The sequence below is a fragment of the Streptomyces sp. Q2 genome (genome assembly GCF_056820935.1).
In genome coordinates, this window is sequence record NZ_JBXEJE010000014.1 from 117,118 (window position 1) to 138,460 (window position 21,343).

Consider the following 21,343-nt stretch of genomic DNA (forward strand, 5'->3'; position numbering starts at 1 on the left):
CCGCCGATTCACTTGCTACCCGGTGAGGCGACGGCCATCTCCGGCCCCCCTGGTGCTCCGCCGCTTTGAAGTGGCGGTGCAGGCTGGCGGGGCTCATGTGTGCCGCGGCGGCGATCGCGTCGATGCTGATCGGCTCGGCGTAGTGCGCGCGGATCCATCGGGCCACCTCGCGTACCCGGGTCGTGGCCGAGTCTGTCGGCGACCACTGGCGCAGGACGGGACCGAGGGAGCTGCGCAGCAGCCGGTAGAGGATCTCGCTCTCGATCCGGGCGGCGAGGGGGCGGATGTCTTCGGGGGTGCTCGGCGACGGAGTAAGAGTCCCGCCCCGCTCCGAAGTCGCGAGCAACGGATTCAGTCCGTCGAGCGGTAGTTGACGCTCCAACAGCTTACGAGGAACGTTTCCGCAGGTCAGAAGCCTGCACAGGTGGGGCGGGTGGGACTCGAACCCACGGCCGACGGATCATGAGACCTTTGAAGATCTTGGCGGTCCTTGCCGATCCGTGCCGATTCATGGCGTTCTTGCAGGTCAGGCGTGTGCACCTGTGTCGGCCTCGCGCGGTCCGTGTCGGTTGGTTCCTGTCCTTGCGGTCCCTTCGTGGTCCCTGCCGCACCCTGAGGGACTACCCAATTACGGAATCCCGGACGTCGCTCCTGCTCAGCGGACACGGTCGAAACATGGCACAGCGGATTCTCCTTCCACCACGCAGAGGCTCCACCCGCGCAGGCCCTGCGGCGAGTGCTCTGTCCTCCGAGGGAGCTACGCGCAGGTGTCCACGTGACGATTCCGGGCCGTTTCCAGAGCGAACTCGATGTCGCCGAGTTTCGGCAACACCAGCCCACAGTGGCACGGTGTAGCACCGGATGCTCGCTGGCCTGCGGAATCGGAGACGACGTGCCACCACACGCACATCCCGAGCCACGCGGCGACCATCCCGACCGCGGCACGACTGGAGTACTGGTCCGCCCCCGCGGGACATACCGGCCCGGCATGACGGGTGCAGCCGTGAAGCCGGTGACGCGGCGGGAGGGCCGCGTCACCGGCGGGTCGGGGCGGCCGCACAACGGGCCGCCCGGGCTGTTACGAAGGGATGACCTTGTCCTGCCGTGCGTTGCGTGCCAGCCGCTCGCGGACCAGCGCGAAGGCCACCACGGCCCCGGCCACCAGGGTGGACAGGACGACCTGGTCGCGGCCGCCGCCGTCGGCGGTGTCGGTCAGCATGTAGACCAGGACGAACGTGATCATCGCGATGGTGGCCCAGGTCAGGTACGGGTATAGCCACATCCTGACGACCAGCTTGTCCGGCGACTCCCGCTGGATGATCTTGCGCATCCGCAGCTGGGAGAAGCAGATCACCAGCCAGACGAAGAGGGCTATCGCACCGGAGGAGTTCAGCAGGAACTGGAAGACCGTGTCCGGCCAGAGGTAGTTGAAGGCGACGGCGACGAAGCCGAAGACCACCGAGGCCAGGATGGCCGCCTGCGGGACTCCGCGTCCGGTGGTGCGGGCGAAGGCGGCCGGGGCGTCGCTGCGACGGCCGAGCGAGAACGCCATCCGGGACGCGGTGTAGAGGCCGGAGTTGAGACAGGACAGCACGGAGGTGAGCACGATGGCGTTCATGATCTCGCCGGCGTGCGGGATGCCGATGGAGTTCAGCGCGGCGACGTACGAGCCGTCCTTCAGGATCGCCGGGTCGTCCCAGCGCAGCAGCGACACCACGATCAGGATCGAGCCCAGATAGAACACCGCGATCCGCCAGATCACGCTGTTGGTGGCCTTGGTGACCGCAGCCTGCGGGTTCTCGGTCTCGCCGGCGGCCAGGGTGACGATCTCGCTGCCCATGAAGGAGAAGACCACCATCAGGATGCCGGTGAGGATCGCCCCCGGCCCGTTGGGCAGAAACCCACCGTGTTCGGTCAGGTTGGAGAAGCCGGATGCCGGGTGATCCGAGCCGGGCAGCAGGCCGAAGATCGCGAGTCCGCCGATCACGATGAACGCGCCGATGGCGACGACCTTGATGCCGGCGAACCAGAACTCGAACTCGCCGTAGGAGCTGACGGAGACGAGGTTGGTGGCGGTGAGGACGACCATGACGAGCAGAGCCCAGCCCCACTGCGGGACCGCGGGGATCCACCCGGCCAGGATCTTGGCGCCGGCGGTCGCCTCGACGGCGAGCACCACGACCCAGAAGAACCAGTACAGCCAGCCGATGGTGAAGCCGGCCCAGCGGCCCAGCGCACGGTCCGCGTAGGCGGAGAACGAGCCGGAGCTGGGGTTGGCCGCGGCCATCTCGCCGAGCATCCGCATGACGAGGACGACGAGGGTGCCGACGAGCAGGTAGGAGATCAGGATGCCGGGACCGGCGGCGGCGATGCCGGATCCGGAGCCGACGAACAGGCCGGCACCGATGACACCACCGATCGCGATCATCGACAGGTGACGGTTCTTCAGCCCGGCTTGCAGGCCGGATCCTTCTGAGGCGCTCTCGGTGGTGGTCACCGGATCAGGTGTGGGACGAGGGGCTTGTGTTGTCATCTCGACATCCAGGAAGCAGGTGGGGACGAGGGAAGGTTCCGGCGGGATCGGGCGGGGTGGCCGCGTGGATGCCGCCGGGCGGGGTGCGCGGGGGTGCCGGGTAACGGTGCGGGTGGCGATCACGGTCGGTGGGAGGGCATGGTGGACCGTGGCCTCCGGGTCCGGTGTCTGCTGGACCGGTCGAACCGGAGACGTTCAGGAAAATAGTTCAGGACGATCGAATAAAACAAGGGGTCCAGTCGTCCACCCCATGGCGTCAGCACGCCGTCTCCCCGGGGCACGCATACCTCGCTCCCGCCCCCTCGCACCCCGTCGGCGGACCCCGGCGACGCGCCCGCCGGGGCGTAAATCCCCTGGTCGGGGCTATGACGAGCCGACCGCCACGCCTGCCCCCTCCCCCTGATTCCGGACCAGTCGCGGCAGGCTCTTGTTTAACTGTTCACCTTGCTCTAATTTTTCTGCATCGCGACCCGCTCCTCCCGTCGCGACGCCCGTACCGTGCCGCGCCATGCCGTGCCCCGGCTGTTCCGGGCTGATTCGGAACCTTCTCGGGAGTCCCCATGCATCACACAGTGGCGTCGTCGCGGGAACCACCGGCGGCCCTTCCCCCTCACCGAACGCGAGCTCGCCCTCGGCGCCGACCCGGCGCACCGCACGACGGCCGTCGTGGGCCGCGACCGCGATCAGCAGGCCGTTAGGGTGGCGTCGTGGCGAATGCAGCGGGCAAGTTCGGGCCTTACAACCAGCCAGGCCCGGCCCGGACGACGTCGGTCACCGGTGTGGGACACGCCCGCGCCCTGCCCGGCGGCGGTCAGAGCGGATCCGATCTCGTCCGGTCACGGATCGCACTGCGGGTACGCCTGCGATCCGTGCAGCCTGGAGACCGGCTGCCGGACGCCGGGGTTCTCGCCGAGGAGCTGGGAATCGGCGAGATCACCGTGCGCCGCGCGCTGGAGGGCATGTGCCAGGACGGCCTGCTCGACCGCCGGCGCGGACGGGCGGGCGGAACCTTCGTCGCGCAGGACTGGGACACCGTCGTAGCCCTGACCCACGACCCCGAGGAGGCGGCTTCGCTGGACGCCTTCCAGCTCCTGCTCGAATGCGGCCTCGTGGCGCACAGTTCGGGAGAGGTCCCGGCCGAACGGCTGGACGGGCTTCGGGCGCTGGTCGAGGAGATGGAACAGACCGACGACCCGGCACGCCTGGCCGAGTTGGAGACCCGATTCCACCTGGACCTCGCGGTGGCGCTCGGCGGCGCCGGAATCCTCGAGTTCGCCGCCGATCTGCTCGGCCGGCTGTGCCTGCTGCTGCCCGCACCGGAACCCGCGGTCGTACGGGCGCAGAACCGCTGCCACGCCGAACTGCTCGCCGAACTCGGGCAGGGCGCGACCGATCCGGCCGTGCAGGCGGTGAAGGCACACCACCGTTCCCGGCACCGCTGACGCCCGGTCCGTGCCGGCCCGGCCATCGAGAACCCGCGCATTCATCACGCCGCCACCCCGCACGAGGAGTTGCCGCCATGCCCAACCCCGGAGCCGGCCCGCTGTCCCCGCCGGGTCCCGTCGGCGGCACGCCGCAGCGGCTGCGCGGCGGCGTCCTCGGCATGGCGGACATCGCCGCCGCCACGATGGCCAACGTCGGCCCGGCCATGAGCTTCTTCTTCGGTTTCGCCTTCCTGGCCACCACCGCGGGCGTGGCGTCACCGCTGACCATCCTGGCCGCGGGCATCGCGGTGGCGCTCCTCGGCAACACGCTGGCGGAGTTCTCCCGGGCACACCCCTCGGCGGGCAGCTTCATCACCTTCGTCGGCAAGACCTTCGGGCCGGTCAGCGCGGTGACCACGGCGCTGCTGGCGACGCTGGGCTACATCATCGCGATGGCCGGCGTCATCTCGATCTCCGGCGGGTTCGTGCAGATCACCCTGCACCACTACACCGGCGTGGACCTGCCGTGGATCATCTGGACGCTGCTGCTCACCGGGCTGGCCGTGACGCTGATGCTGCGCGGGGTGGTGGTCTCCACCAAGTGGGCCGGCTACTTCTTCGGCGCGGAGATGCTGGTGCTGGTCGTGGTCTCGGTCGCCGCGCTGGTGGAACACCGCGGCGAGCTGTCCTTCGACCCGTTCATGCCCAGCCACATCAGCGACGGCTTCAAGGGGCTGGCGGCCGGCTTCCCGCTGGCGGTGTACCTGTTCATCGGCTGGGAGAACTCGGCGGCCCTCGCCGAGGAGACGGAGAATCCGCGGCACAACGTCGGCCGCGCGGTGTTCTCCTCCATCGCGATCATGACGGTGAGTTACATCCTCTTCGCCTACGCCACGGTGACCGGCTTCGGCTACGACGTGACCAGACTCGGCGCCTCCCGGATCCCGTTCATCGAGGTGGCCCACCACACCCTCGGCGTGCTGGCGTTCCTCGCCTACCTCGGCGGTCTGACCTCCACCCTCGGCGTGCTGATCGCGGGCATCAACTCCCAGGCCCGCCTGGTGTTCAACGCCGGACGCGAGGGGCTACTCCCCTCCTTCTTCGGTTATGTGCACCCCATCCGCCGCACACCGAACAAGGCGATCATCACCTTCACCGCCACCGCGCTGCTGATCATCGGCGGTTGGGCCCTGGGCCACCTGCTGGGGTCCTCCGGCGACTCGATGAACCCGGTGGTCTTCTTCACCGAGTCATCGACCCTCGGCGCCATCCTGATCCTGCTGGTCTACCTCGCGTCCAACATCGCCCTGCCGCTGTACTACCGCAGGTACCGGCCGCAGGAGTTCCGGGTGGTCCGGCATCTGGTACTGCCCGCGCTCGGCACGGTGGCCATCCTGGTCCCGCTCTACTACCTCGCCAAGCCGGGCCAGCCCGCGCCTTACAACTGGTTCCCCTACGTGGCGGTCGCCGCCCTGCTCGCCGCCGTCGGCTACGCGGCCCTCCTGGTCCGACGCGACCCGACCTTGGCCGAACGCGTCGGCTCCATCGTGGCCGACGCGGACTGAGCCCTCGCGACCGGCAAGATCGCAGACTCGACGAGGACGGACTGATCGGCGCGGCAGCCCTGCTGCTTCTCTGATCGCGCGGCTGGGTGGAGCCAGTCGTGGCGCCACCGGAGCCCGGCACATCATCGATGAACCGCCTGCCGGTCCGCGGCCGGTGCCTCCTCGTAGACCACCGCACCCATCAGCTGGTGGCGCAGGCAGATCCGCCCGTCCGAGCGCGTGGTGAGCAGGCCCGAGTGCAACGCCTCGTCCCAGGCGACCGAGTCGACGCCAAGCACGAGACTCGCCTGGCACATGGTGTTTCGATCGCTGCGGTCATCGGCGGCGATGAGAAGGAGCGCGTGGAAGCGGCGGTGGGCCATGGCCGGGGCGGCACGCGCGCCTGGCTCAGAGGGCGCCGGCTCGCCGAGGCGGGCGGCAGCGGAATGCTGGTCGGCCTCGCCGACGCCACCCGTCCGCCCGGTGGCGGCTCCGAGGCTCCGTACGGTTCCCCGGACCGCGCCGAACTCACCCAGCGGCTGGCCACCCTGACCGCCCGGGAACTGGAGATAGCCGAACTGGTGGCGCACGGGCCCACCAGCCAGGCCATCGCGGACCGGCTCTACGTCAGCCGACGTACCGTCGAGACCCATGTCTCCCGCGCTTTCCGCAAGACCCGGGTCCCCTCGCGTACCGCCCTGACCGCGCTGATGGCCCGCCGCCGCACCGGGAGCCCTTTCGGGGACGCCCGCGCGGAGCAGGACTGAGCGTGGCCCAGGTGCCCTCGGCGGTGATCAGTGAGCCTCTGCGAACCGGCCACCGCGGTCTCGGCCGGGAAGCTGCCTACCTGACGTCGACGAAGTCGCCGGGCGCCGTCGCGGAGCCGGTCGTGGTGGTGCCGGCGAACACGAAGCGGTAGTAGCCGTCGGAGCCGGCCTTGGTGGTGGTGCTCAAGGTGCCGGTGCTGCTGGTCTTGACCGTCTTGAGGGTGCTGTAGGTGCTGCTGCCCTTCTTGCGGAACTGCAACTTCACCGGCTGGTTCGCGTATCCGGCGTACTTGCCCGTGGTCCAGTTGGCGCGACTCAGCTTGCCGGTGACCGTAATGGTTCTGCCCTTCTTCACCGGCTCCGGGGAGGCGTTGGCGGTCAGCTTGGCGGCACGCTTGATCTTGGTCGTGGCGACGTCGTCGTCGTAACTGGCGTTCGCGTAGAGGTCGTAGGCGCCCAGGAAGAGTTTCCAGGTCCCCGCGGTGCCGTTGCCGTCCTTGAAGGCGACCGCGGGGTCGATGGTGAAGATCGTCTTGCAGCTGTAGCTGTAGCCGTTCTGGACCGGCGTCTCCGTGCAGGTGGGGTAGTCGTCCGACTCCAGGCCGCCGGTGATGGTGTCCGTGCTCGAACTGTCGGTGCCCTGCCACAGGAAGGCCTGGGTGATGGCTACGCCTTCCTCGTCGAAGGCGGTGAACGTGACGGGAACGGCCTTCTTGCCCGTTACACCGAGAACGATGTCTTTGCCCTTGTTGACGACTCCGTTCTTGAATGTGGTGCCGCCCAGCGCGTCCTTCGGCTGGACGCTCTGCGAGGCGAAGGCTCTGAGACCCGTCGCCGCCCCAGGGTGCTCCGCTGCCTGGGCGGCGCCCGGAAGAACGAGCGCCGAGAGTACGACGGCGCCGGAAAGGACGGTGGCCGCAGTGCGGATACGCATGTGATTTCCCCCAAGGTGAGGTCGGGTGGCCCTGCCGAACTTGCCTTACGGCAGGGCTCGTTGATGTGGTGAAGAGGTCGGTGCACGCCCGGACCCGGCGAAGGGGCTCATGGCGTGGGAGAGCGGAGGACGTCGTCGATGTCGAAGCTGTGGTCGGGCGTCGGGTAGAGGTCCGTCGGGTAAAGGTCCGTCGGCTGGGAGCCCGGTGCGGGTACATCGGCCGGGTCGGCGGTGGGCTTGCCGTCCGGGCTGCACACCTGCGGTGCCGTGGGCTCGGACAGTTCGTGGTCGGCGACCCGCTTCGACCGGAAGTCCACAGTGCCGCGACCCCAGAGGTCCTCTCCGCCGCCGACCTCGACCTCGACCTCCTTGGGCAGTTCCTTGCTCGTCAGCGGCTTGCCCACGGTGATCGAGAGGAGGGCGCCCTCGCAGGGGCTGCGGTCCGTCGCGTAGAGGGACGCGGGCAGGGCGATCTTCTGCTCGACGCTCGCGTCCGTATGGAGTTCGACGCGCTTCACCCGGCGGATGTCGAAGTAGTAGTCGGGTCGAGTCCCGTCCGAGAGCCGATCGCCGTCGGCGCCGTTCGCGACTCCGTACACCAGTTTCCAGAACTCGACCTGCACGGTGATCTTCCGGCAGAGCGGGCCGTTGTACCCCGGCAGGCTGACAACCTTCACCTGGTCGTCCTCGTAGTTCTCCTTGGGCGTGTCGACGACGAGCCGGACCCAGTCCCTGGATTCCTCGGCCGTCCACCCCTTGTTGTCGTGGCAGCCGGACGCCCCGGTCGGATACGGCGGAGTGAGAGAGGGCGTCGGCGAAGGGCTCGGCGACTGGGACACCCCTGTCGAGCTCCCGGACGGATCCCCGGAAAGGGAGGTGCCCTGGGCGCTCGAACAACCCCCGGTGAACAGGACGGCCACGGCGAGGGCCGCGACGACCGGCACGACGGGGTCTTTCGGCCTGGGTACGCGCCTCGGTAGGTACCTCACCGGGCGAGCCAGTTCCTGGCTTCCGCGGAGCTGAAGCCCCGCAGCACGGCGAGGGCGAAGGTATTGCGCGGGAGAACCGAGACGCCGCCCCCCTGGAGCAGGCCCTGCACACCGCTCAGCAGGCTCAGCGCCTCGATGCCGATGACCGTGACACGTATGCCGTTCGACCGCTTGCCCGCGAAAACGCCACACAGCGGAAGCGCCCCGGCGATCAGCAACGTCAGCACTGCCACGCACCGGAGCAGCCCGGCCCCTTGTCTCGACCGTGGTCAGCCGCGTCGTCCACCACGGCCGACAACAGGCCGCCCGCCACCAGGTTCAGCACGGCCTGGACCCGTACCCCAACCAGCGCCGGCCTGACACTCTTCGGCATCTGCGCTTTCACGCTCGGTGTCGTCATGAATGCAAGAAAACGGCATACGGGTCAGGGAGACGTCGGTAGGAGTACGTAGTCCATGTACGTATGTGCCATCGCCGCCCGGCCGCCGCGATCTCCTCCGTCGTCGTTTCGGCGCGGAAACACGCTGCCTACTCTCGGCGACGAGGTCCACGGGCGAGACACAGGATGCGAGCTCCGGGCCGACCCCGCCGACCGCACGGTCGACGCACCTCTGGACGCGGCCGGGCGCCGGCATGCCCGCCCGGTACTCGACTGCCGCGTCGGGGCCTGTCCTTGCGGCCTCAACTCGGCCTCAATGAGGCCCGACAGAATCGCGCCGAAGACATGGAGGACGGTCGCGCCAGCTCAAGAACGGGATTCGAACCCGCCTGCGGCGGATTCCCCTTCCCACGCCCAGAGATTCCGCCTCGGTCAATCGGGCGCAGGGCGGCTCACCTCCGCTCGCACGGAGAGCAGACTTGGTGACCTGGGTCGCCTCAGGCGCTTTGCCCTTGTCCTCGGCGTCGAGGCAGGTTCGATCGGCCTCCACCGTTGGCACCGCCGTGTGCACTGCCCCTGCCGAGGGAGCGACCCATGCTCAGTCGGCCGGGGCGGTGCGAGGTCGCGCCGCAGATGGAGGCGTGCTGTCCTGGAACCATCCGCAGGAATGGAGGCCGATGCGTCACATCCGGACTTCCGCCTTCGCATCCTCCCAGTCGCCCGCGCCGACCGGAGCGGGCGGAGGCTTGCTGCCGGCGCGGGATCTCGCGGTCGCCTGGTTTCTGGTCGTCCTGATTGCGGTGCCCGCTTGGGCGCTGACGATCGGGCAGGCCCGGGACATGGGGGTCGAACCCGGCACCATGGGGATGGCCCTGCCGCTGTTCCTGCTGTTGTGGGTGACGATGATGGCGGCCATGATGCTGCCGTCCATGGCGCCGGTGGCCATCACGTGGGTGCGGGGGATCGGCCGGCAATCCACCGGCTGGACGCGGACCGTGCGCACCGTCGAGTTCGTGGGCGGGTACCTGCTGGTGTGGACCGCCTTCGGACTGCTCGCCTATGCGGCCCTCGCTCTCAGCGGTGGCCTGGTGGGCGACCATCCCACCGCCGGACGCTGGATCGGCGCGGTGGCCTTCCTGCTCGCGGGCCTGTATCAGCTTGGCCCTCTCAAGAAGGTCTGTCTGCGGCACTGCCGCGACCCCATGAGCCACCTGGTGCGCTACGCCGGGTTCCGCCAGCCTGCCCGCGACCTTCGCGTGGGCGTCCATCACGGCGCCTACTGTGTCGGCTGCTGCGCGGGACTGATGGTCGTCCTGATTCCGCTCGGCGTGATGAACGTGGCGGCGATGGCCGGACTGGCCGTGGTGATCTTCGTGGAGAAACTGTCGTCCCGTGGCCCGCTGCTCGCCCGGGTCGTCGGCGTCGCGTTCCTCGTGCTGGCCGTGCTCGCGCCGTTTCAGGACTGGCTGCTTCCGGGGCTGCAGGGGTCCATGCCGTCGATGGACGGCATGTGACTCACCCGGTCCCCGACGACCGTGCTGTCCGCCACGCGGCCCGCTGGCAGCTGGCAGCTGGCAGCTGAAGAAGCCTGCGCTGGACACGCAGAACGGCACCAGATAATTGAACAGCACCCGCATCCAGGTCGCGGCCGTGGCGTTCCCGGACGCCGGAGAACTGCGACAGCTGGCCGATGGCCCCGCCTTCCCTGCCGGACAGGATGCGCTCCAGGGCGTCGGCCTGCTCACCACTGGCCGCGGTAGCCGCGACCAGCCCGGCCTTCCAGTTACCGGAGGGCAGATTGGAGGGGAAGTAGTTGCAGAACGCGAAGTCCACGTCGGACAGGTCCAGGTCGTCCAGACTCCCGTCTGCCACTGCGGATGATGGGTGGCTGCGACTGCCCGCCGATGGACGCGACCGCTCGCGTGACCGGGGCCGCCTCGCCCCGAGGCCGATGATTTTGAACGGGGAACCCGCCTCGTCGGCCGGAGTGCGCCGGGACCAGGTAATGGGTCCCGTGTTCACGGATTCGGGCCGGTGATCAAACGGCCGCAGTGAGGCCCGGTGGTGCTCCCCGGCCGGGTAAGGCTCCAGCCGGGCCGCCCGGCTCTTCAGTCAGGACCGCTCCAGTCGAAGGGGAAGTATTTGCTCGACTTCCCCGAGCGTTCCCAGGAGAAGCCGAATGCCTCGGCCCGGTCGACGGTGGCCCGTCCCCAGGTGGCGATCTGGCCCGGCCCGACCTCGGCGCCCGGGGCATTATGAACCTGAACGCGTGCGCCGTCCGGGGTCGTCGGCCCGGTGAGTGCCTCAGCGGTGGCCGTGACCCGGCCGGGAATCTCGGCTCGCCAGGTGGCGAGGTCCTCGTCGATCTCCACGTGGATGGGGGCGCTGTCCATGCCGCGCATCTCGGGGTGGAACATCTCCCCGAACTGCGCGGGCCATCCGCCCGCCTCACCACCGAAGATGGCCCCGAGTGCACCGCGCTGCTGCTCGTCGGCGTGCTCGTCGAGGAAGACCGCGGCGTACGCCTCAGTGTGCGCGCCGGCCCAGACGTTGCCGACGAAGGAGCCGAGCATCAGGACGTTGAGATCGTCGAGCCGCACGTCGCCGAAGCTGCCTTCCCGGATATGCCAGACCAGCACGCCTTCGCAGTCGCCGTAGGTCGGGGGCTGTGCAAACGTGCAGGGGCACGGTATGGCGCACTTGCACACATCGAACCAATCACCGGCCAGGCGCCAACGCGTACCGGTGGTGACCTGCTCTGTCATCTCGCTTGCCTCCTGCCGAGCTCAAGGGAGCTCACTCGGAGTGGCGAGACCGCCTGTCCCGAGCTCGCTCCCGGGATGGCGAGGCGGCCTCCCTTCCAGCTTGCACCTCACGTCCTGGTAGGGGGAACCCGGCCACCGCGGAGCTCACGTGCGAGGGGGCACCCTGGTGAGCTGCGTGGCCGGCTGCAGCAGTCGCAGCCGGGCCGGCGCCGCAGGCATCCGCCTCGGCGCCGGCCCACCGTCGATCGAGCGGCCTACGGCCGCGCGTCCAAGACGGTCGCCACATGAAGCGCGCTCGGCCTGGTGCTGAACGCGTTGGTGCTGTTCAACACCAGGTACATGGACGCGGCCGTCACCCAGCTCCGCGCCGACGGCTTCAACGTCCGCGACGAGGACGTCGCACGCCTGTCCCCGTTCGTCCGCTACCACCTCAACATGCTGGGCCGGTACTCCTTCCAGCTCCCGGACCTGCCCGGCGGCCTGCGGCCGCTGCGGGATTAAGCACGCCTCCGAGAGCGAATGAGCTCCTGCTTTTCCTGCCCTCCGCAGCTGCGGGGGGCTGCTCCGGTCACACAGGCTATGACAGTCGCTATATCGCAGCGTAGGATCGACTTATAACAGTCGTCATAGGGGGAGTCGTGACCGTCATCACCGTGAACAGTTCGAAGGGCCGCCTGAGCCCGGAGCGGCGCCGCAGGCTGGCCGAGACGCTGACGGACGCCGTGCTCGTGCCCGAGGTCGGGCAGTTCGCCCCGGCCGCGCGGGTCGGGTTCCAGGTGCACTTCACCGAGCGCGAGCCCGACATGATGGCCATCGGCGGCCGCCTTCTGGCCGACGCGGGCCCGGGCGCCGACGCGATGGTGATCGACGTGACGGTCATGGACGGCGACTGGCGCCAGGAAGTTCGCGCCGAGGTCATCGAACGCGTCCTGGCCGCGATGGCCGACGCCTGCGGCATGCCGGAGCCGTCGCCAGCCTGGTGGGTGACCTTCCGCGTGGTCGACGAGGGCAGCTGGGGTTCACGCGGAGGCGTCCTGTCCGTCCTCTCCCTCCTCGAAAGCGGCGTGTTCACCGAGGAGAAGGCCAAGGCCGTCCGCGCCGCGCTCGGCGCGTAAGGGCTGCGCGCGGGCGGCGCCCCGTTCTTCGCGCGGAGCGTCGCCCGCACCGTGGCAAGTGGCCTTCCATGAGGCCCTCAGTGCTTGATCATGGCGTCGATGAGGGTCTGGAGCTGCGCCGCGGTGCGGTCCAGGGGTTCGGTGCTGCGCTTGGCGCGGCAGAGGGCCACGGAGCCCTCGACGGCCGCGACGATGAGCGTGGCGACCTGCGCCGCCCGCTCGGCGTGGGCTCCGTGTGCGCGCAGGGAGTCCGCGAGCAGGCCCTCCCACTGGTCGAAGACCTCGGCCGCGGCCGCCAGGGCGGGCGGTACCTCGTCGGCCGAGGGTTCCTCGATGGCCACGGCCAGGACGGGGCAGCCGGCGTGGAAGTCGGTGTCGACGACGATTCCCCGCCACAGGGCCAGGAAGGCGCGCAGACCGGCGGCGGGGCCGGCCTCGAGTTCCTTGCGCAGCCTGCGGGCGACCCATTCCCCCGTGTAGCGGACCGCTTCCGTGGCCAGCTGCTGCTTGCCCTCGGGGAAGTAGTGGTACGTCGAGCCGAGCGGCGCCCGGGCGTGCTTGGCCATCTCCCGGATGCTCGTGGCGCTCAGCCCGCGCCGGCTGATCATGTCGGCGGCGCCGGCCACGATCCGCTCGCGGGACGGCGTACCGCTGCTGCTCTTGGTCACCTGCACGTCTCCTCTGGATATAACGATCGTCATAGTCTAGCGTGACCTCTCGTTATGGCGACTGTCATAACGAGAGGCTGTCGAAGAACCGAGGAGCTGCCATGCCGATGATCCGGTTGACCGTCCCGACCGGCGCCCTGACCGATCAGGGCCGCGCAACGATCCAGCAAGATCTCGCCGCTGCACTGCTGCGCTGGGAGGGTGCGCCCGACACCGCCTTCTTCCGGGCCCAGGCCTGGAGCTACCTCACCGAGCTGCCCGAGGGCGCGCAGAAGACGGCCGAGGACGACACTCCCCGCTTCCTGGTGGAGGTGACGGTTCCCCAGGGGGCTCTGTCGGAGCGGCGCAAGGCGGGCCTGGTCGAGGAGGCCACCGCCACCGTGGCCTCGGCCGCCGGCCTGTCCCCGGACCAGGCACTGAGGGTGTGGGTGCTGGTGCACGAGCAGCCTGAGGGCAACTGGGGCGCGGGCGGCTCCGTCGTCCGCTTCGCCGACCTGGTCGCGCTGGCGAAGGGGCAGCGGGCCGATGCGTGAACTGACCTACATCGCCCGGCGCACCGTCGAATGGCGCGAGGCCCCCGACCCCAAGATCCGGTCCGGCCTGGAGGCGATCGTCGCCCCCGTCGCCGCCACCTCCTGCGACGTGGACTCCTCCATCCTGGCCGGGCACGGCTTCATCGACCCGCCGTTCGCACTCGGCCACGAATGCGTCGCCCGCGTCACCGACATCGGCGACCAGGTCACCACCCTGGCCCCCGGCGACCTGGTCGTGGTGCCCTGGTCCATCAGCTGCGGCACCTGCACCCCCTGCCGCGGCGGGCTCACCGCCCACTGCGCATCGGTCCCACACATGGCCATGTACGGCGCGCCGATCGGCGGCAGCTGGGGAGGACTCTTCTCCGACCTGGTCCGCGTCCCCTACGCCGACGCCATGCTCGTCCCGCTGACGGCCGGTCTCGACCCGGTCGCCATGGCCGCGGCCAGCGACAACTGGTCCCTGTCCTGGCGCCTGGTCGCCCCCCACCTCAAGACACGGCCGGGCGCCCGGGTCCTGGTCGTCGCCCGCGGCAGCATCGGCCTGTACGTCTGCGACATCGCCCGCGCCCTCGGCGCCTGCGACGTCCTCTACGTCGACCCCGACGCCGAGCACCGCCGCCTCGCCGAAAGCTACGGTGCCCGCACCGCCGAGGCGATCGAGCCGATCCAGCACGGCTTCGACATCGCCGTCGAGGCCACCGGCCGCGTCGACCAGCTCGCGCTCGCCGTCAGATCCCTCGCCCCCGAGGGCATCTGCGAGTCCGCCGGCAACCACTTCCGACCCGGCGAGCTCCCCCTGCTCGACATGTACCTCACCGGCGTCACCCTGCGCATCGCCCGCGACAACGTCCGCGCCCACATCCCCGACGCCCTCGACCTCGCCGCCTCCGGAAAGGTCTCTCCCGACCGCGTCGTCTCCCACGTCCTCGACTGGGAACAACTGCCCGACGCGCTGCCGGAGAAGCAGCTGAAACCCGTCTTCGTACGGGACATCACCCCGGCCCCGACCCCGAGCTGATCCCCGCCGACCGGCCGCGGCATGCGGCCACGCACCGAGAAGCCCCGATGACATCGCCCCTGCCCCACCACTCCGCCACCAGCACCGCCCCCGAGCGACAAGACGAGGAGGAACTCCACCAGCGACGGTCAGCGATCGCCGCGCTCGGCCACGAGCTGCGCGCCCTGGTGGACGCGACCGTCCGCACCACAGCCGCACCAAGCACCCTGCACCGCGTGGCGGACGGCGTACACAGGCGCACCGCGCAACTGACCGGACGCCGCGCACATGCGGAAGTCCCTGAGGTCGACGAGTTTCCGGGCGGAGTGCGGATGTACAGCCCCGTCACCGGGACCGGCAGCCCCCTCGCGCCGCCTCTGCGCGTGACACGGCTCGACCGCGGCGCCACAGGCACATGCGTCCTGGGCATCGCCCACGAAGGGCCGCCCGGCTACGGACACGGCGGCATCAGTGCCATGCTGCTGGACGAGTTGATGGGCTGGGCCTGCGCCACCGTAGGAATGCCGGGTATGACCGTCTCCCTTCAAATGCGCTACCACCGCCCCGTTCCACTGGAATCCCCGCTGCGCGTACTCGCCCATGTCACAGGCGCCGAGGGCCGCAAGGTGTACGTGACTGGTTCGATCGTCACCGAAGAAGACCTCGCCACCGTCCTGGTGGCGGCAGACGGAGTCTTCGTCTCGCCGGACCCCGAGCATGCCCGGGCTCTGTTTCCCAGCCTGCGAAGCGCCCCGCGGTAAGCCCACTCCGCCCCGGCAGGAGCCGTTCAGCGGCGGCTGTCTCCCGTGGCGAGCAAAGCCGTGAGCTCGGCGATCGCCTCCGGGGACGGCTTGAAGTACCGGCGGACGTTCTCCGGCTTCTTGTGCCGGGACTTCGCCATCAGCATCAGCAGCGACGCTCCCTGCTCACCGAGATGAGTCAGGGAGGATGGCGGTACTCGTACAGGTCTGGACGGCGGTGTGCTCCTCCAGCAGCGCCTGGGCCTGCCCGTACGACAGCCGGGCGAACCCGGTGTCCGGGCAGACGTCACGCGGGCCAACGACCCTGCCGGGGCCGGGCTTGCGGTGGGTGACGAACACCGGCCCGCGGGTGCGGCCCTACAGCAGCCGGGGCAGGAGCCGGGCGGTGCCGGCGTCCCAGTACACGGTCTCCAGTACGTAGTCCTCGCGGGTCTGGCGGGCCTTGGTACGGGCGCCCTTCGCCTTCACCTGGCAGCGGCGCCTGGCGAAGTCCAGCTCCTCGATGTTCACGCCGGGGATCTCCTCCGCCCGCCCGACGTCTCGTGGAACATCCGCCACAGCGTCTTCTCCCGCAGGTGGACCTCGCGCCGGGCGATCTGCCGGTCGACGGTCATCTTCGAGCGGGCCGGGGTCTCGGAGTCCGGCACCGCCAGCCGCTTCGCCCGGTCCGGAACCGTCGGGCCCTCGTACCCGCGGTCGGAGCACCAGCTGGTCCAGGACAGCACGGCACCGCGGCGGGCGTTCCACGTGTTCACCGCTGAGCGGCCCCACCAGCAGCTCCAGCACCTCGCCGATCTCCGCGTCCTCCAACGAGGCGAGCGGCCAGCCCTTTCCGAGGCGCTCGGCGGTCTTCCCGACCGCGATGCCGTAGTTCCGGACGGTGTTCGGGTTGCCGAGCGAGTCCAGGAACAGATCGGCCGCCGTCCGGACGGTCCCCGCCTTCCCGTCGGCAGCTGAACGAGTATGGGCACCGTTTTCCCCTTGCAGCAGACAACAGGGCCGCTTCGTGCAGCGGCCGGAGAACGTCACCGCAGGTGACGGATCAACTACCGCAGATATTGGGGTGTTATCCGTGGGAAGACTTCAGCCCCATCCCGGGGACGGCGCCCCGTCAGTCTCCGACCAGGGCCGACGAAGGCTTGGAGCACGATCTGACATGGAGTCCTCAACTCCCGTATCAGGCCGGCCACCGCCAATCAACCGCGTCGGTCGCGTCGGCACACGTCCATGGTGAGAGCCGTGAGCGGTCGTTCTCACTGACGGACCTGACCTCTGCTTGCTGGACGAGATCCGGCCGCCCCGATCGTTACGGCGTAGAGAACAGACCGGGCCCCGGAGGCGAGGAGCCCTCGGCGCGGACGCCGTTGGTGACCCGCAGGAACTCCAGCTTTTCCGCATCGGCGGAACCCGCGGCCACCGTGTAGACGACGAGTCGGATGTCGCAGCCTGGGACGGTGAGCACGTCGCAGTCGCAGATCACCTCACCCACCTGGGGGTGTAGCACGGTCTTGCGGGCCGAGACGTGCGGGCCGACCGTGCCCTCGTCCCACAGACGGGCGAACTCCGCGCTGGTCGAACGCAGTTCCTCGACGAGGTCGGTCAGGCCGCGATCGCGGGGATAGTCGATGAGAGCTGTGCGCAGGTCGGCGACGAGGGCAAGTCTCAGGGCGTCGTCGTCCTGGAGGACGGGCCAGGACGCGAGCCGGCCGGGCCCTGTGGCGAAGACCGCTCGTGCCAGGTTGCGGTCGTCGTGTGTCCGTGCGCTGGGGTCGCCTATCAGGACCGACCATGCGGGGGTCCAGGACAACAAGGTCCAGTCGGCGCTGAACACGCCCACGGGGAGCTCCCCGAGGCGGGCCAGCATCCGTTGGACCCCGGCCGGAACATGCGTGGAGACCGTTCCCTCCTGGGGAGGCAGGAGGCCAGCCAGCCGGTAGGCGTGATCGCGCTCCATGGGCTGCAGTTGCAGTGCCCTGGTCAGGCTCGCGACGACCTGCGCCGATGGGCTTGTGGCGCGTCCCTGTTCCAGGCGGACCACGTAGTCGACCGACAGCCCGGCGAGTTCGGCCAGTTCCTCGCGGCGCAGCCCCACCGCGCGTCGTCCGGGCCGTGAGGTCAGTCCGACGTCGGCGGGAGAAAGGCGGTCGCGCCAGCGGTGCAGTGCCGTGCCCAGGGTCTCGTCCACTCGGCCATTGTGTCTGCCGGGCCGTCGTCGTGCCTGGTACTGGCTGTCCTACCGTCACGGAGAGCACTGGTTGGTCCTCTCGTCACGGGCCGAGAGTGGACGCATGACGACAACATTCATCACCGGAGCCAACAAGTCCCTCGGGTATGAGACCGCCCGCCGCTTGATCGAGGCCGGCCACACCGTCCTCATCGGTGCGCGTGATCCGGAGCGCGGCCGGGCGGCCGCCGACGCACTCGGTGCCCGTTTCGTCCAGATCGATGTGACGGATGACGCGTCAGTGGCTGCGGCCGCCGCCGATATCGAGGCTCGCGAGGGCGGCATCGACGTCCTGATCAACAACGCAGGCGTCTTCGGGACGCACAGCCCCGCCGACCAGATCACGGCCGCTGACGCCAGTGAGGTGTTCGAGGTCAATGTCGTCGGGATCGTCCGGGTTACGCACGCGTTCCTGCCTTTGCTGCGCAAGTCCGCGAGCCCGGTCATCGTCAATGTGTCCAGCGGTATGGGATCGTTCGCGGCCACCCACGACGCAGAGCGCGTCGAGTCGAGGAACCTCGCGCCGCTCTACACGGCGTCGAAGGCTGCCGTGACCATGCTGACCACGCAATACGCGAAGTCCTGGCCGGACGTGAAGGTGAACGCGGCCGACCCGGGCTACACCGCGACCGACTTCAACGGGCACAGCGGCCCGCAGACAGTGACCGAGGGGACCGACGCGATCGTCGAACTCGCCGCCATCGGGGCGGACGGACCGACGGGAACCTTCCGCGACCGTCACGGTGAGGTGGCCTGGTGATCCACCCCTGAATCCGGGGCGTGCCCGGCACGGACGAGGGTTCCAGAGTGGCGGACTCGTGCCGAGATCCTTCATCTCGCCGGGCATGGCCCCCAGGGTCGTCTTGGTTTGTTGGGCTGGATGATGGCGTGTGCGGCAGCCTCAACGGCCTTGGGAGACCGGGACTCAGCTGCGCAGCCCGATGAGCAGAGCTGCGGTGGTTGCGTCGAGGAAGACGTAGCCGCGCTTGTCACCGCGCACGTGGCCCGGGTCAAGGCACTCCCGCCGGACTACCGGATCGTTTACAAGGAGATGCAGAAGTACCCGTTCAAGGTCGGACCGGTCAGCCTGCCCGACGGGCCCCTCCTCCCCTGGGATCGTCGACTTCTTCGAGGAGGCGTCGCCGCGGGCGAGGGAGTTTTGGAACTCATCGGCCCTGATGCCGCCGCGTTCTGCGACGACCTGATCAAGGACTCTCCCACCTACGCGGATGCCTACCAGGAATCCATGAGCGGGGAACCCGGCGCGGCCAGGAAGTGACAGCCGCCGGACCGGTTCGCAACACTGCCGGTTCCACACAGTTCCCGATCATCAGCATTACCGCAGCTCAGCGCGACGGCTGCCCGGCGAGGAAGCACGATCCTGATCCCGCTCCGAAGTCGCGAGCAGCGGATTCAGTCCGCTGAGCGATAGTTGACGCTCCGACACCTAACGAGGAACGTTTCCGCAGGTCAGCGACCTGCACAGGTGGGGCGGGTGGGACTCGAACCCACGGCCGACGGATTATGAGTCCATTGGGGATCTTGGCGGTCCTTGCCGATCCGTGCCGATTCACGCCGTTCTTGCAGGTCAGACGTGTCGATCTGCGTCAGCCCTGTGCAGTGCTTGTCGGTCTGTTCCTGTCCTTGTGGCCCCTCAATGGCCCCTGGGGGTCGATGAGTTGGACGCTTACCACAGCAGCAGCCGCGTCCGCCCAGTTCAGCCAAAGGGATAGAAACTCTCGTACAGCGGATTTCCTTTCCAACGCGCAGAGGCTCCGCCTCGGGACGGAGCCTCTGTGGCCGTAGTCGCAGGCCAGGACATCTACGGGCACGGAGCGGTCGCACAAGACGCGGGATACGTCAGCGGCCTTCTGGTGTCGCGTGTCATAGCCGATAGGAGAAGCGCAGCGCGCCGCCCTCCTCGCGGTAGCGGCCACGTCCTTGTTTGCCGAAGGGGTTCGGGAGCATGTGGAGGTCTACTCGCTCAGGATCGAGGACGGAGGTGACCACGAGGAGCCGCCAACGTTCATTGCCTGCGTGCGGGTCTGTCAAACGAGCGGTGTAACTCGGGTTATTGGAGTTACTGACGGGCTGCGGAGAGGCGTCCGTCGAAGGTGATGTCGAAGGCGTTCAGTGCGGTCTTCCAGCGCATGGTCCAGCGGGCCTGTCCCTCGCCGATGGTCAGGCCCTTCGTGGCGAGTGAGATGACCATCTCGTCGACGCCGGTCTGGCGCTTCTGCCGCTTCTTGACGATCTTCGGTTCGAAGGAGCCGTCGCGGTCGCGGGGCACGATTGTCTCCACCGGGCCCACGACGGTCAGCAAGGTCTTGGAGCGTTTGCCGTGCGGGAGTTGCCGCCGTTCTTGCCGGCCGCATCGTGCTTGTCATGGCCGAGGTGGTCGGTGATCTCGCCCTCCAGGGCGGACTCCAGCAGCCGCTTGGTCAGTTGCTGCAGCAGCCCGCCCTCGCCTGTCAGCTGCAGGCCCTCGGCCTGGGCCCGGTGCACCAGCTCGTCGATCAACTGGTCGTCCACGGCCTTCGCCGACACCGCCTCTGCCGAGTCGACAGGCTTGGGATCGGTCACGTTCTCACTGGTCATCGATGCATCTTCCATGATCGGGAGTTACACCGAACGTCTTACAGTCCCACAGCCCACCCACCACCATGCAGTGACTGTCAGTCAGCGCACACGAAGGGCACACCGCTCAAGTTCGAAGACCCAGATCAGCGAGAGAACGTGAGACGAGGCTGAGAAGGCGATGGAGATCAGCTCAGACCGACGGACGTGAGCCAGGCCTTGGCGACGTCGCTCATGTCGTCGAGCTTGGCAACCTTGCTGTTCAGCTCCATGAGTCCCTCGGTGGTCAGCGCCGCGGACACGGCGTTGAGAGTGCTGGTGACGGTGGGGGTGACCTTGTCCTTGTTGATGACGGGCAGGATGTTCTCGGCCAGGAAGAGGTTCTTGTCGTCCTTGAGGGTGACGAGCTTGTTCTTGGCGATGGCGGGGTCCGTGCTGGTCAGGTCACCGACCTGAACCTGGTTGTTGGTGATGGCGGCCAGGGTCAGCGGGCCTCCGGCGTCCAGCGAGACGAACTTCTTGAAGGACAACCCGTAGACGCTCTTCAGCCCGACCACGCCGTTGACCCGGGTCTTCCACTCCGGCGGTGCGCCCAGTGCCATCGTGCCGGCCACCGGGGCGAGGTCGGAGATGGTGGTGAGGTCGTGGGCGGTCGCCGTCTTCTGGGTGACGGCCAGCACGTCCTTGTCCTCCGCCGTGGACTGCTTGAGCGCGGAGATGCCAGAGGGCAGCGCCTTGGTCAGCGCGGCGGAGACCTCGGCCGGGCTGCTGGCCTTCGTCTTCGGGTCGAAGTACTGGAGCAGCGCGCCCGTGTACTCCGGGAGGAGATCGATCGAGCCGTCCTTGAGCGCGGGGATGTACGTCTCCCGGCTGCCGATGTTCAGCCGGGTCTTGACCTTGACGCCCTTGGCCTTCAGCGCCTCCGCGTAGATGGTGGCGAGGAGTTGGCTCTCCGTGAAGTTCGCCGACCCGACGGTGATGGTGTCGGCGGCGGACGAGGCGCCGACCGTGGCGCTGGTGCTCATCGGGTCACCGCCGCTGCCGCACGCGGTGAGGACGAGGGCGCCGGTGGCGGTCAAGGCCGCGAGGCCGAGGAGCTTCTTGCTTCTTGTGGACGCGCTGTTCATGGG

At 68.9% G+C, this 21,343-nt stretch carries 21 protein-coding genes and 4 pseudogenes; 11 read left to right on the top strand and 14 right to left on the bottom strand.

Annotated features, from left to right (window positions below; translation table 11 throughout):
- Together ACWBNA_RS17350 and ACWBNA_RS17355 are read right to left on the bottom strand one after the other, a co-directional pair.
- A pseudogene (locus tag ACWBNA_RS17350) lies at nucleotides 1–346 on the bottom strand (hypothetical protein); the annotation flags it as partial.
- Nucleotides 347–1,078: 732 nt separating this feature from the next.
- Nucleotides 1,079–2,533: an amino acid permease gene (locus tag ACWBNA_RS17355; protein ID WP_482705248.1), complete on the bottom strand. Its 1,455-nt coding sequence runs from the start codon at nucleotides 2,531–2,533 to the stop codon at nucleotides 1,079–1,081.
- A gap of 707 nt (nucleotides 2,534–3,240) precedes the next feature.
- Here ACWBNA_RS17355 and ACWBNA_RS17360 point away from each other — a divergent pair.
- A complete protein-coding gene (locus tag ACWBNA_RS17360; RefSeq protein ID WP_482705249.1) occupies nucleotides 3,241–3,975 on the top strand; it encodes a FadR/GntR family transcriptional regulator in 735 nt (244 codons plus the stop codon).
- Nucleotides 3,976–4,052: 77 nt separating this feature from the next.
- Complete coding sequence (locus tag ACWBNA_RS17365; protein WP_482705250.1) at nucleotides 4,053–5,522, top strand: APC family permease; 1,470 nt, start codon at nucleotides 4,053–4,055, stop codon at nucleotides 5,520–5,522.
- Nucleotides 5,523–5,644: 122 nt separating this feature from the next.
- Here the strand turns inward: ACWBNA_RS17365 and ACWBNA_RS17370 are convergent, their stop codons facing one another.
- Entirely contained in the window at nucleotides 5,645–5,800 is a 156-nt protein-coding gene (locus tag ACWBNA_RS17370; protein ID WP_482705251.1) for a hypothetical protein, read from the bottom strand.
- A gap of 63 nt (nucleotides 5,801–5,863) precedes the next feature.
- Here ACWBNA_RS17370 and ACWBNA_RS17375 point away from each other — a divergent pair, with 63 nt between their 5' ends.
- Nucleotides 5,864–6,268, top strand: coding sequence for a response regulator transcription factor (locus tag ACWBNA_RS17375; RefSeq protein ID WP_482705252.1), 405 nt, complete (start codon nucleotides 5,864–5,866; stop codon nucleotides 6,266–6,268).
- 76 nt (nucleotides 6,269–6,344) lie between these two features.
- Here ACWBNA_RS17375 and ACWBNA_RS17380 read toward each other — a convergent pair whose 3' ends face one another.
- The 4 genes from ACWBNA_RS17380 to ACWBNA_RS17395 all read right to left on the bottom strand — a co-directional run bounded on the left by ACWBNA_RS17380 (nucleotide 6,345) and on the right by ACWBNA_RS17395 (nucleotide 8,591).
- Nucleotides 6,345–7,202: a hypothetical protein gene (locus ACWBNA_RS17380; RefSeq protein WP_482705253.1), complete on the bottom strand. Its 858-nt coding sequence runs from the start codon at nucleotides 7,200–7,202 to the stop codon at nucleotides 6,345–6,347.
- Nucleotides 7,203–7,309: 107 nt separating this feature from the next.
- Nucleotides 7,310–8,146, bottom strand: a complete 837-nt coding sequence (locus ACWBNA_RS17385; RefSeq protein WP_482705254.1) for a hypothetical protein — start codon at nucleotides 8,144–8,146, stop codon at nucleotides 7,310–7,312.
- A 41-nt stretch (nucleotides 8,147–8,187) separates the two neighbouring features.
- Complete coding sequence (locus tag ACWBNA_RS17390) at nucleotides 8,188–8,424, bottom strand: hypothetical protein (protein WP_482705256.1); 237 nt, start codon at nucleotides 8,422–8,424, stop codon at nucleotides 8,188–8,190.
- Nucleotides 8,412–8,591: a hypothetical protein gene (locus tag ACWBNA_RS17395; RefSeq protein ID WP_482705257.1), complete on the bottom strand. Its 180-nt coding sequence runs from the start codon at nucleotides 8,589–8,591 to the stop codon at nucleotides 8,412–8,414. The genes ACWBNA_RS17390 and ACWBNA_RS17395 overlap by 13 nt, the downstream gene beginning before the upstream one ends.
- A gap of 620 nt (nucleotides 8,592–9,211) precedes the next feature.
- Here ACWBNA_RS17395 and ACWBNA_RS17400 point away from each other — a divergent pair.
- Complete coding sequence (locus tag ACWBNA_RS17400; RefSeq protein ID WP_482705258.1) at nucleotides 9,212–10,084, top strand: DUF2182 domain-containing protein; 873 nt, start codon at nucleotides 9,212–9,214, stop codon at nucleotides 10,082–10,084.
- Between the two features lies 1 nt (nucleotide 10,085).
- On the opposite strand, the gene ACWBNA_RS17405 is transcribed toward ACWBNA_RS17400, so the two are convergent.
- Both ACWBNA_RS17405 and ACWBNA_RS17410 read right to left on the bottom strand, forming a co-directional pair.
- On the bottom strand, nucleotides 10,086–10,442 hold the full coding sequence (locus ACWBNA_RS17405) for a DUF1326 domain-containing protein (RefSeq protein ID WP_482705259.1): 357 nt from the start codon (nucleotides 10,440–10,442) through the stop codon (nucleotides 10,086–10,088).
- Nucleotides 10,443–10,678: 236 nt separating this feature from the next.
- On the bottom strand, nucleotides 10,679–11,335 hold the full coding sequence (locus tag ACWBNA_RS17410) for a DUF1326 domain-containing protein (protein ID WP_482705260.1): 657 nt from the start codon (nucleotides 11,333–11,335) through the stop codon (nucleotides 10,679–10,681).
- 291 nt (nucleotides 11,336–11,626) lie between these two features.
- Here ACWBNA_RS17410 and ACWBNA_RS17415 point away from each other — a divergent pair.
- Both ACWBNA_RS17415 and ACWBNA_RS17420 read left to right on the top strand, forming a co-directional pair.
- Nucleotides 11,627–11,858 (top strand): annotated as a pseudogene (locus ACWBNA_RS17415) (Tn3 family transposase); the annotation flags it as partial.
- 115 nt (nucleotides 11,859–11,973) lie between these two features.
- Nucleotides 11,974–12,450: a tautomerase family protein gene (locus ACWBNA_RS17420; RefSeq protein ID WP_482705261.1), complete on the top strand. Its 477-nt coding sequence runs from the start codon at nucleotides 11,974–11,976 to the stop codon at nucleotides 12,448–12,450.
- A 77-nt stretch (nucleotides 12,451–12,527) separates the two neighbouring features.
- Here ACWBNA_RS17420 and ACWBNA_RS17425 read toward each other — a convergent pair whose 3' ends face one another.
- Nucleotides 12,528–13,118, bottom strand: coding sequence for a TetR/AcrR family transcriptional regulator (locus ACWBNA_RS17425; protein ID WP_482705262.1), 591 nt, complete (start codon nucleotides 13,116–13,118; stop codon nucleotides 12,528–12,530).
- Between the two features lie 101 nt (nucleotides 13,119–13,219).
- Between ACWBNA_RS17425 and ACWBNA_RS17430 the strand changes: the two genes are divergently transcribed.
- The 3 genes from ACWBNA_RS17430 to ACWBNA_RS17440 are packed head-to-tail and all read left to right on the top strand — an operon-like array spanning nucleotide 13,220 to nucleotide 15,412.
- Nucleotides 13,220–13,651 (top strand): tautomerase family protein, encoded by a 432-nt coding sequence (locus ACWBNA_RS17430; RefSeq protein ID WP_482705263.1) that lies wholly within the window; start codon nucleotides 13,220–13,222, stop codon nucleotides 13,649–13,651.
- Nucleotides 13,644–14,672, top strand: coding sequence for a zinc-dependent alcohol dehydrogenase (locus ACWBNA_RS17435; protein ID WP_482705264.1), 1,029 nt, complete (start codon nucleotides 13,644–13,646; stop codon nucleotides 14,670–14,672). Before ACWBNA_RS17430 ends, ACWBNA_RS17435 begins: the two co-directional genes overlap by 8 nt.
- Before the next feature lie 47 nt (nucleotides 14,673–14,719).
- Nucleotides 14,720–15,412 carry a PaaI family thioesterase gene (locus ACWBNA_RS17440; RefSeq protein WP_482705265.1) on the top strand — a complete coding sequence of 231 codons (693 nt, stop codon included), beginning with the start codon at nucleotides 14,720–14,722 and terminating at the stop codon, nucleotides 15,410–15,412.
- Between the two features lie 26 nt (nucleotides 15,413–15,438).
- Here ACWBNA_RS17440 and ACWBNA_RS17445 read toward each other — a convergent pair.
- Together ACWBNA_RS17445 and ACWBNA_RS17450 are read right to left on the bottom strand one after the other, a co-directional pair.
- Nucleotides 15,439–16,383, bottom strand: a pseudogene (locus ACWBNA_RS17445) (site-specific integrase).
- A gap of 335 nt (nucleotides 16,384–16,718) precedes the next feature.
- Complete coding sequence (locus tag ACWBNA_RS17450) at nucleotides 16,719–17,597, bottom strand: helix-turn-helix transcriptional regulator (RefSeq protein WP_482705266.1); 879 nt, start codon at nucleotides 17,595–17,597, stop codon at nucleotides 16,719–16,721.
- 103 nt (nucleotides 17,598–17,700) lie between these two features.
- On the opposite strand from ACWBNA_RS17450, the gene ACWBNA_RS17455 reads away from it, so the two are divergent.
- A complete protein-coding gene (locus tag ACWBNA_RS17455) occupies nucleotides 17,701–18,396 on the top strand; it encodes an SDR family NAD(P)-dependent oxidoreductase (RefSeq protein WP_482705320.1) in 696 nt (231 codons plus the stop codon).
- Nucleotides 18,397–18,636: 240 nt separating this feature from the next.
- Nucleotides 18,637–18,915 (top strand): DUF1048 domain-containing protein, encoded by a 279-nt coding sequence (locus ACWBNA_RS17460; RefSeq protein ID WP_482705267.1) that lies wholly within the window; start codon nucleotides 18,637–18,639, stop codon nucleotides 18,913–18,915.
- Nucleotides 18,916–19,806: 891 nt separating this feature from the next.
- On the opposite strand, the pseudogene ACWBNA_RS17465 reads toward ACWBNA_RS17460, so the two are convergent.
- Both ACWBNA_RS17465 and ACWBNA_RS17470 read right to left on the bottom strand, forming a co-directional pair.
- Nucleotides 19,807–20,234, bottom strand: a pseudogene (locus tag ACWBNA_RS17465) (transposase); the annotation flags it as partial.
- 167 nt (nucleotides 20,235–20,401) lie between these two features.
- Nucleotides 20,402–21,340 carry an ABC transporter substrate-binding protein gene (locus ACWBNA_RS17470; protein ID WP_482705268.1) on the bottom strand — a complete coding sequence of 313 codons (939 nt, stop codon included), beginning with the start codon at nucleotides 21,338–21,340 and terminating at the stop codon, nucleotides 20,402–20,404.
- Nucleotides 21,341–21,343: the final 3 nt, after the last annotated feature.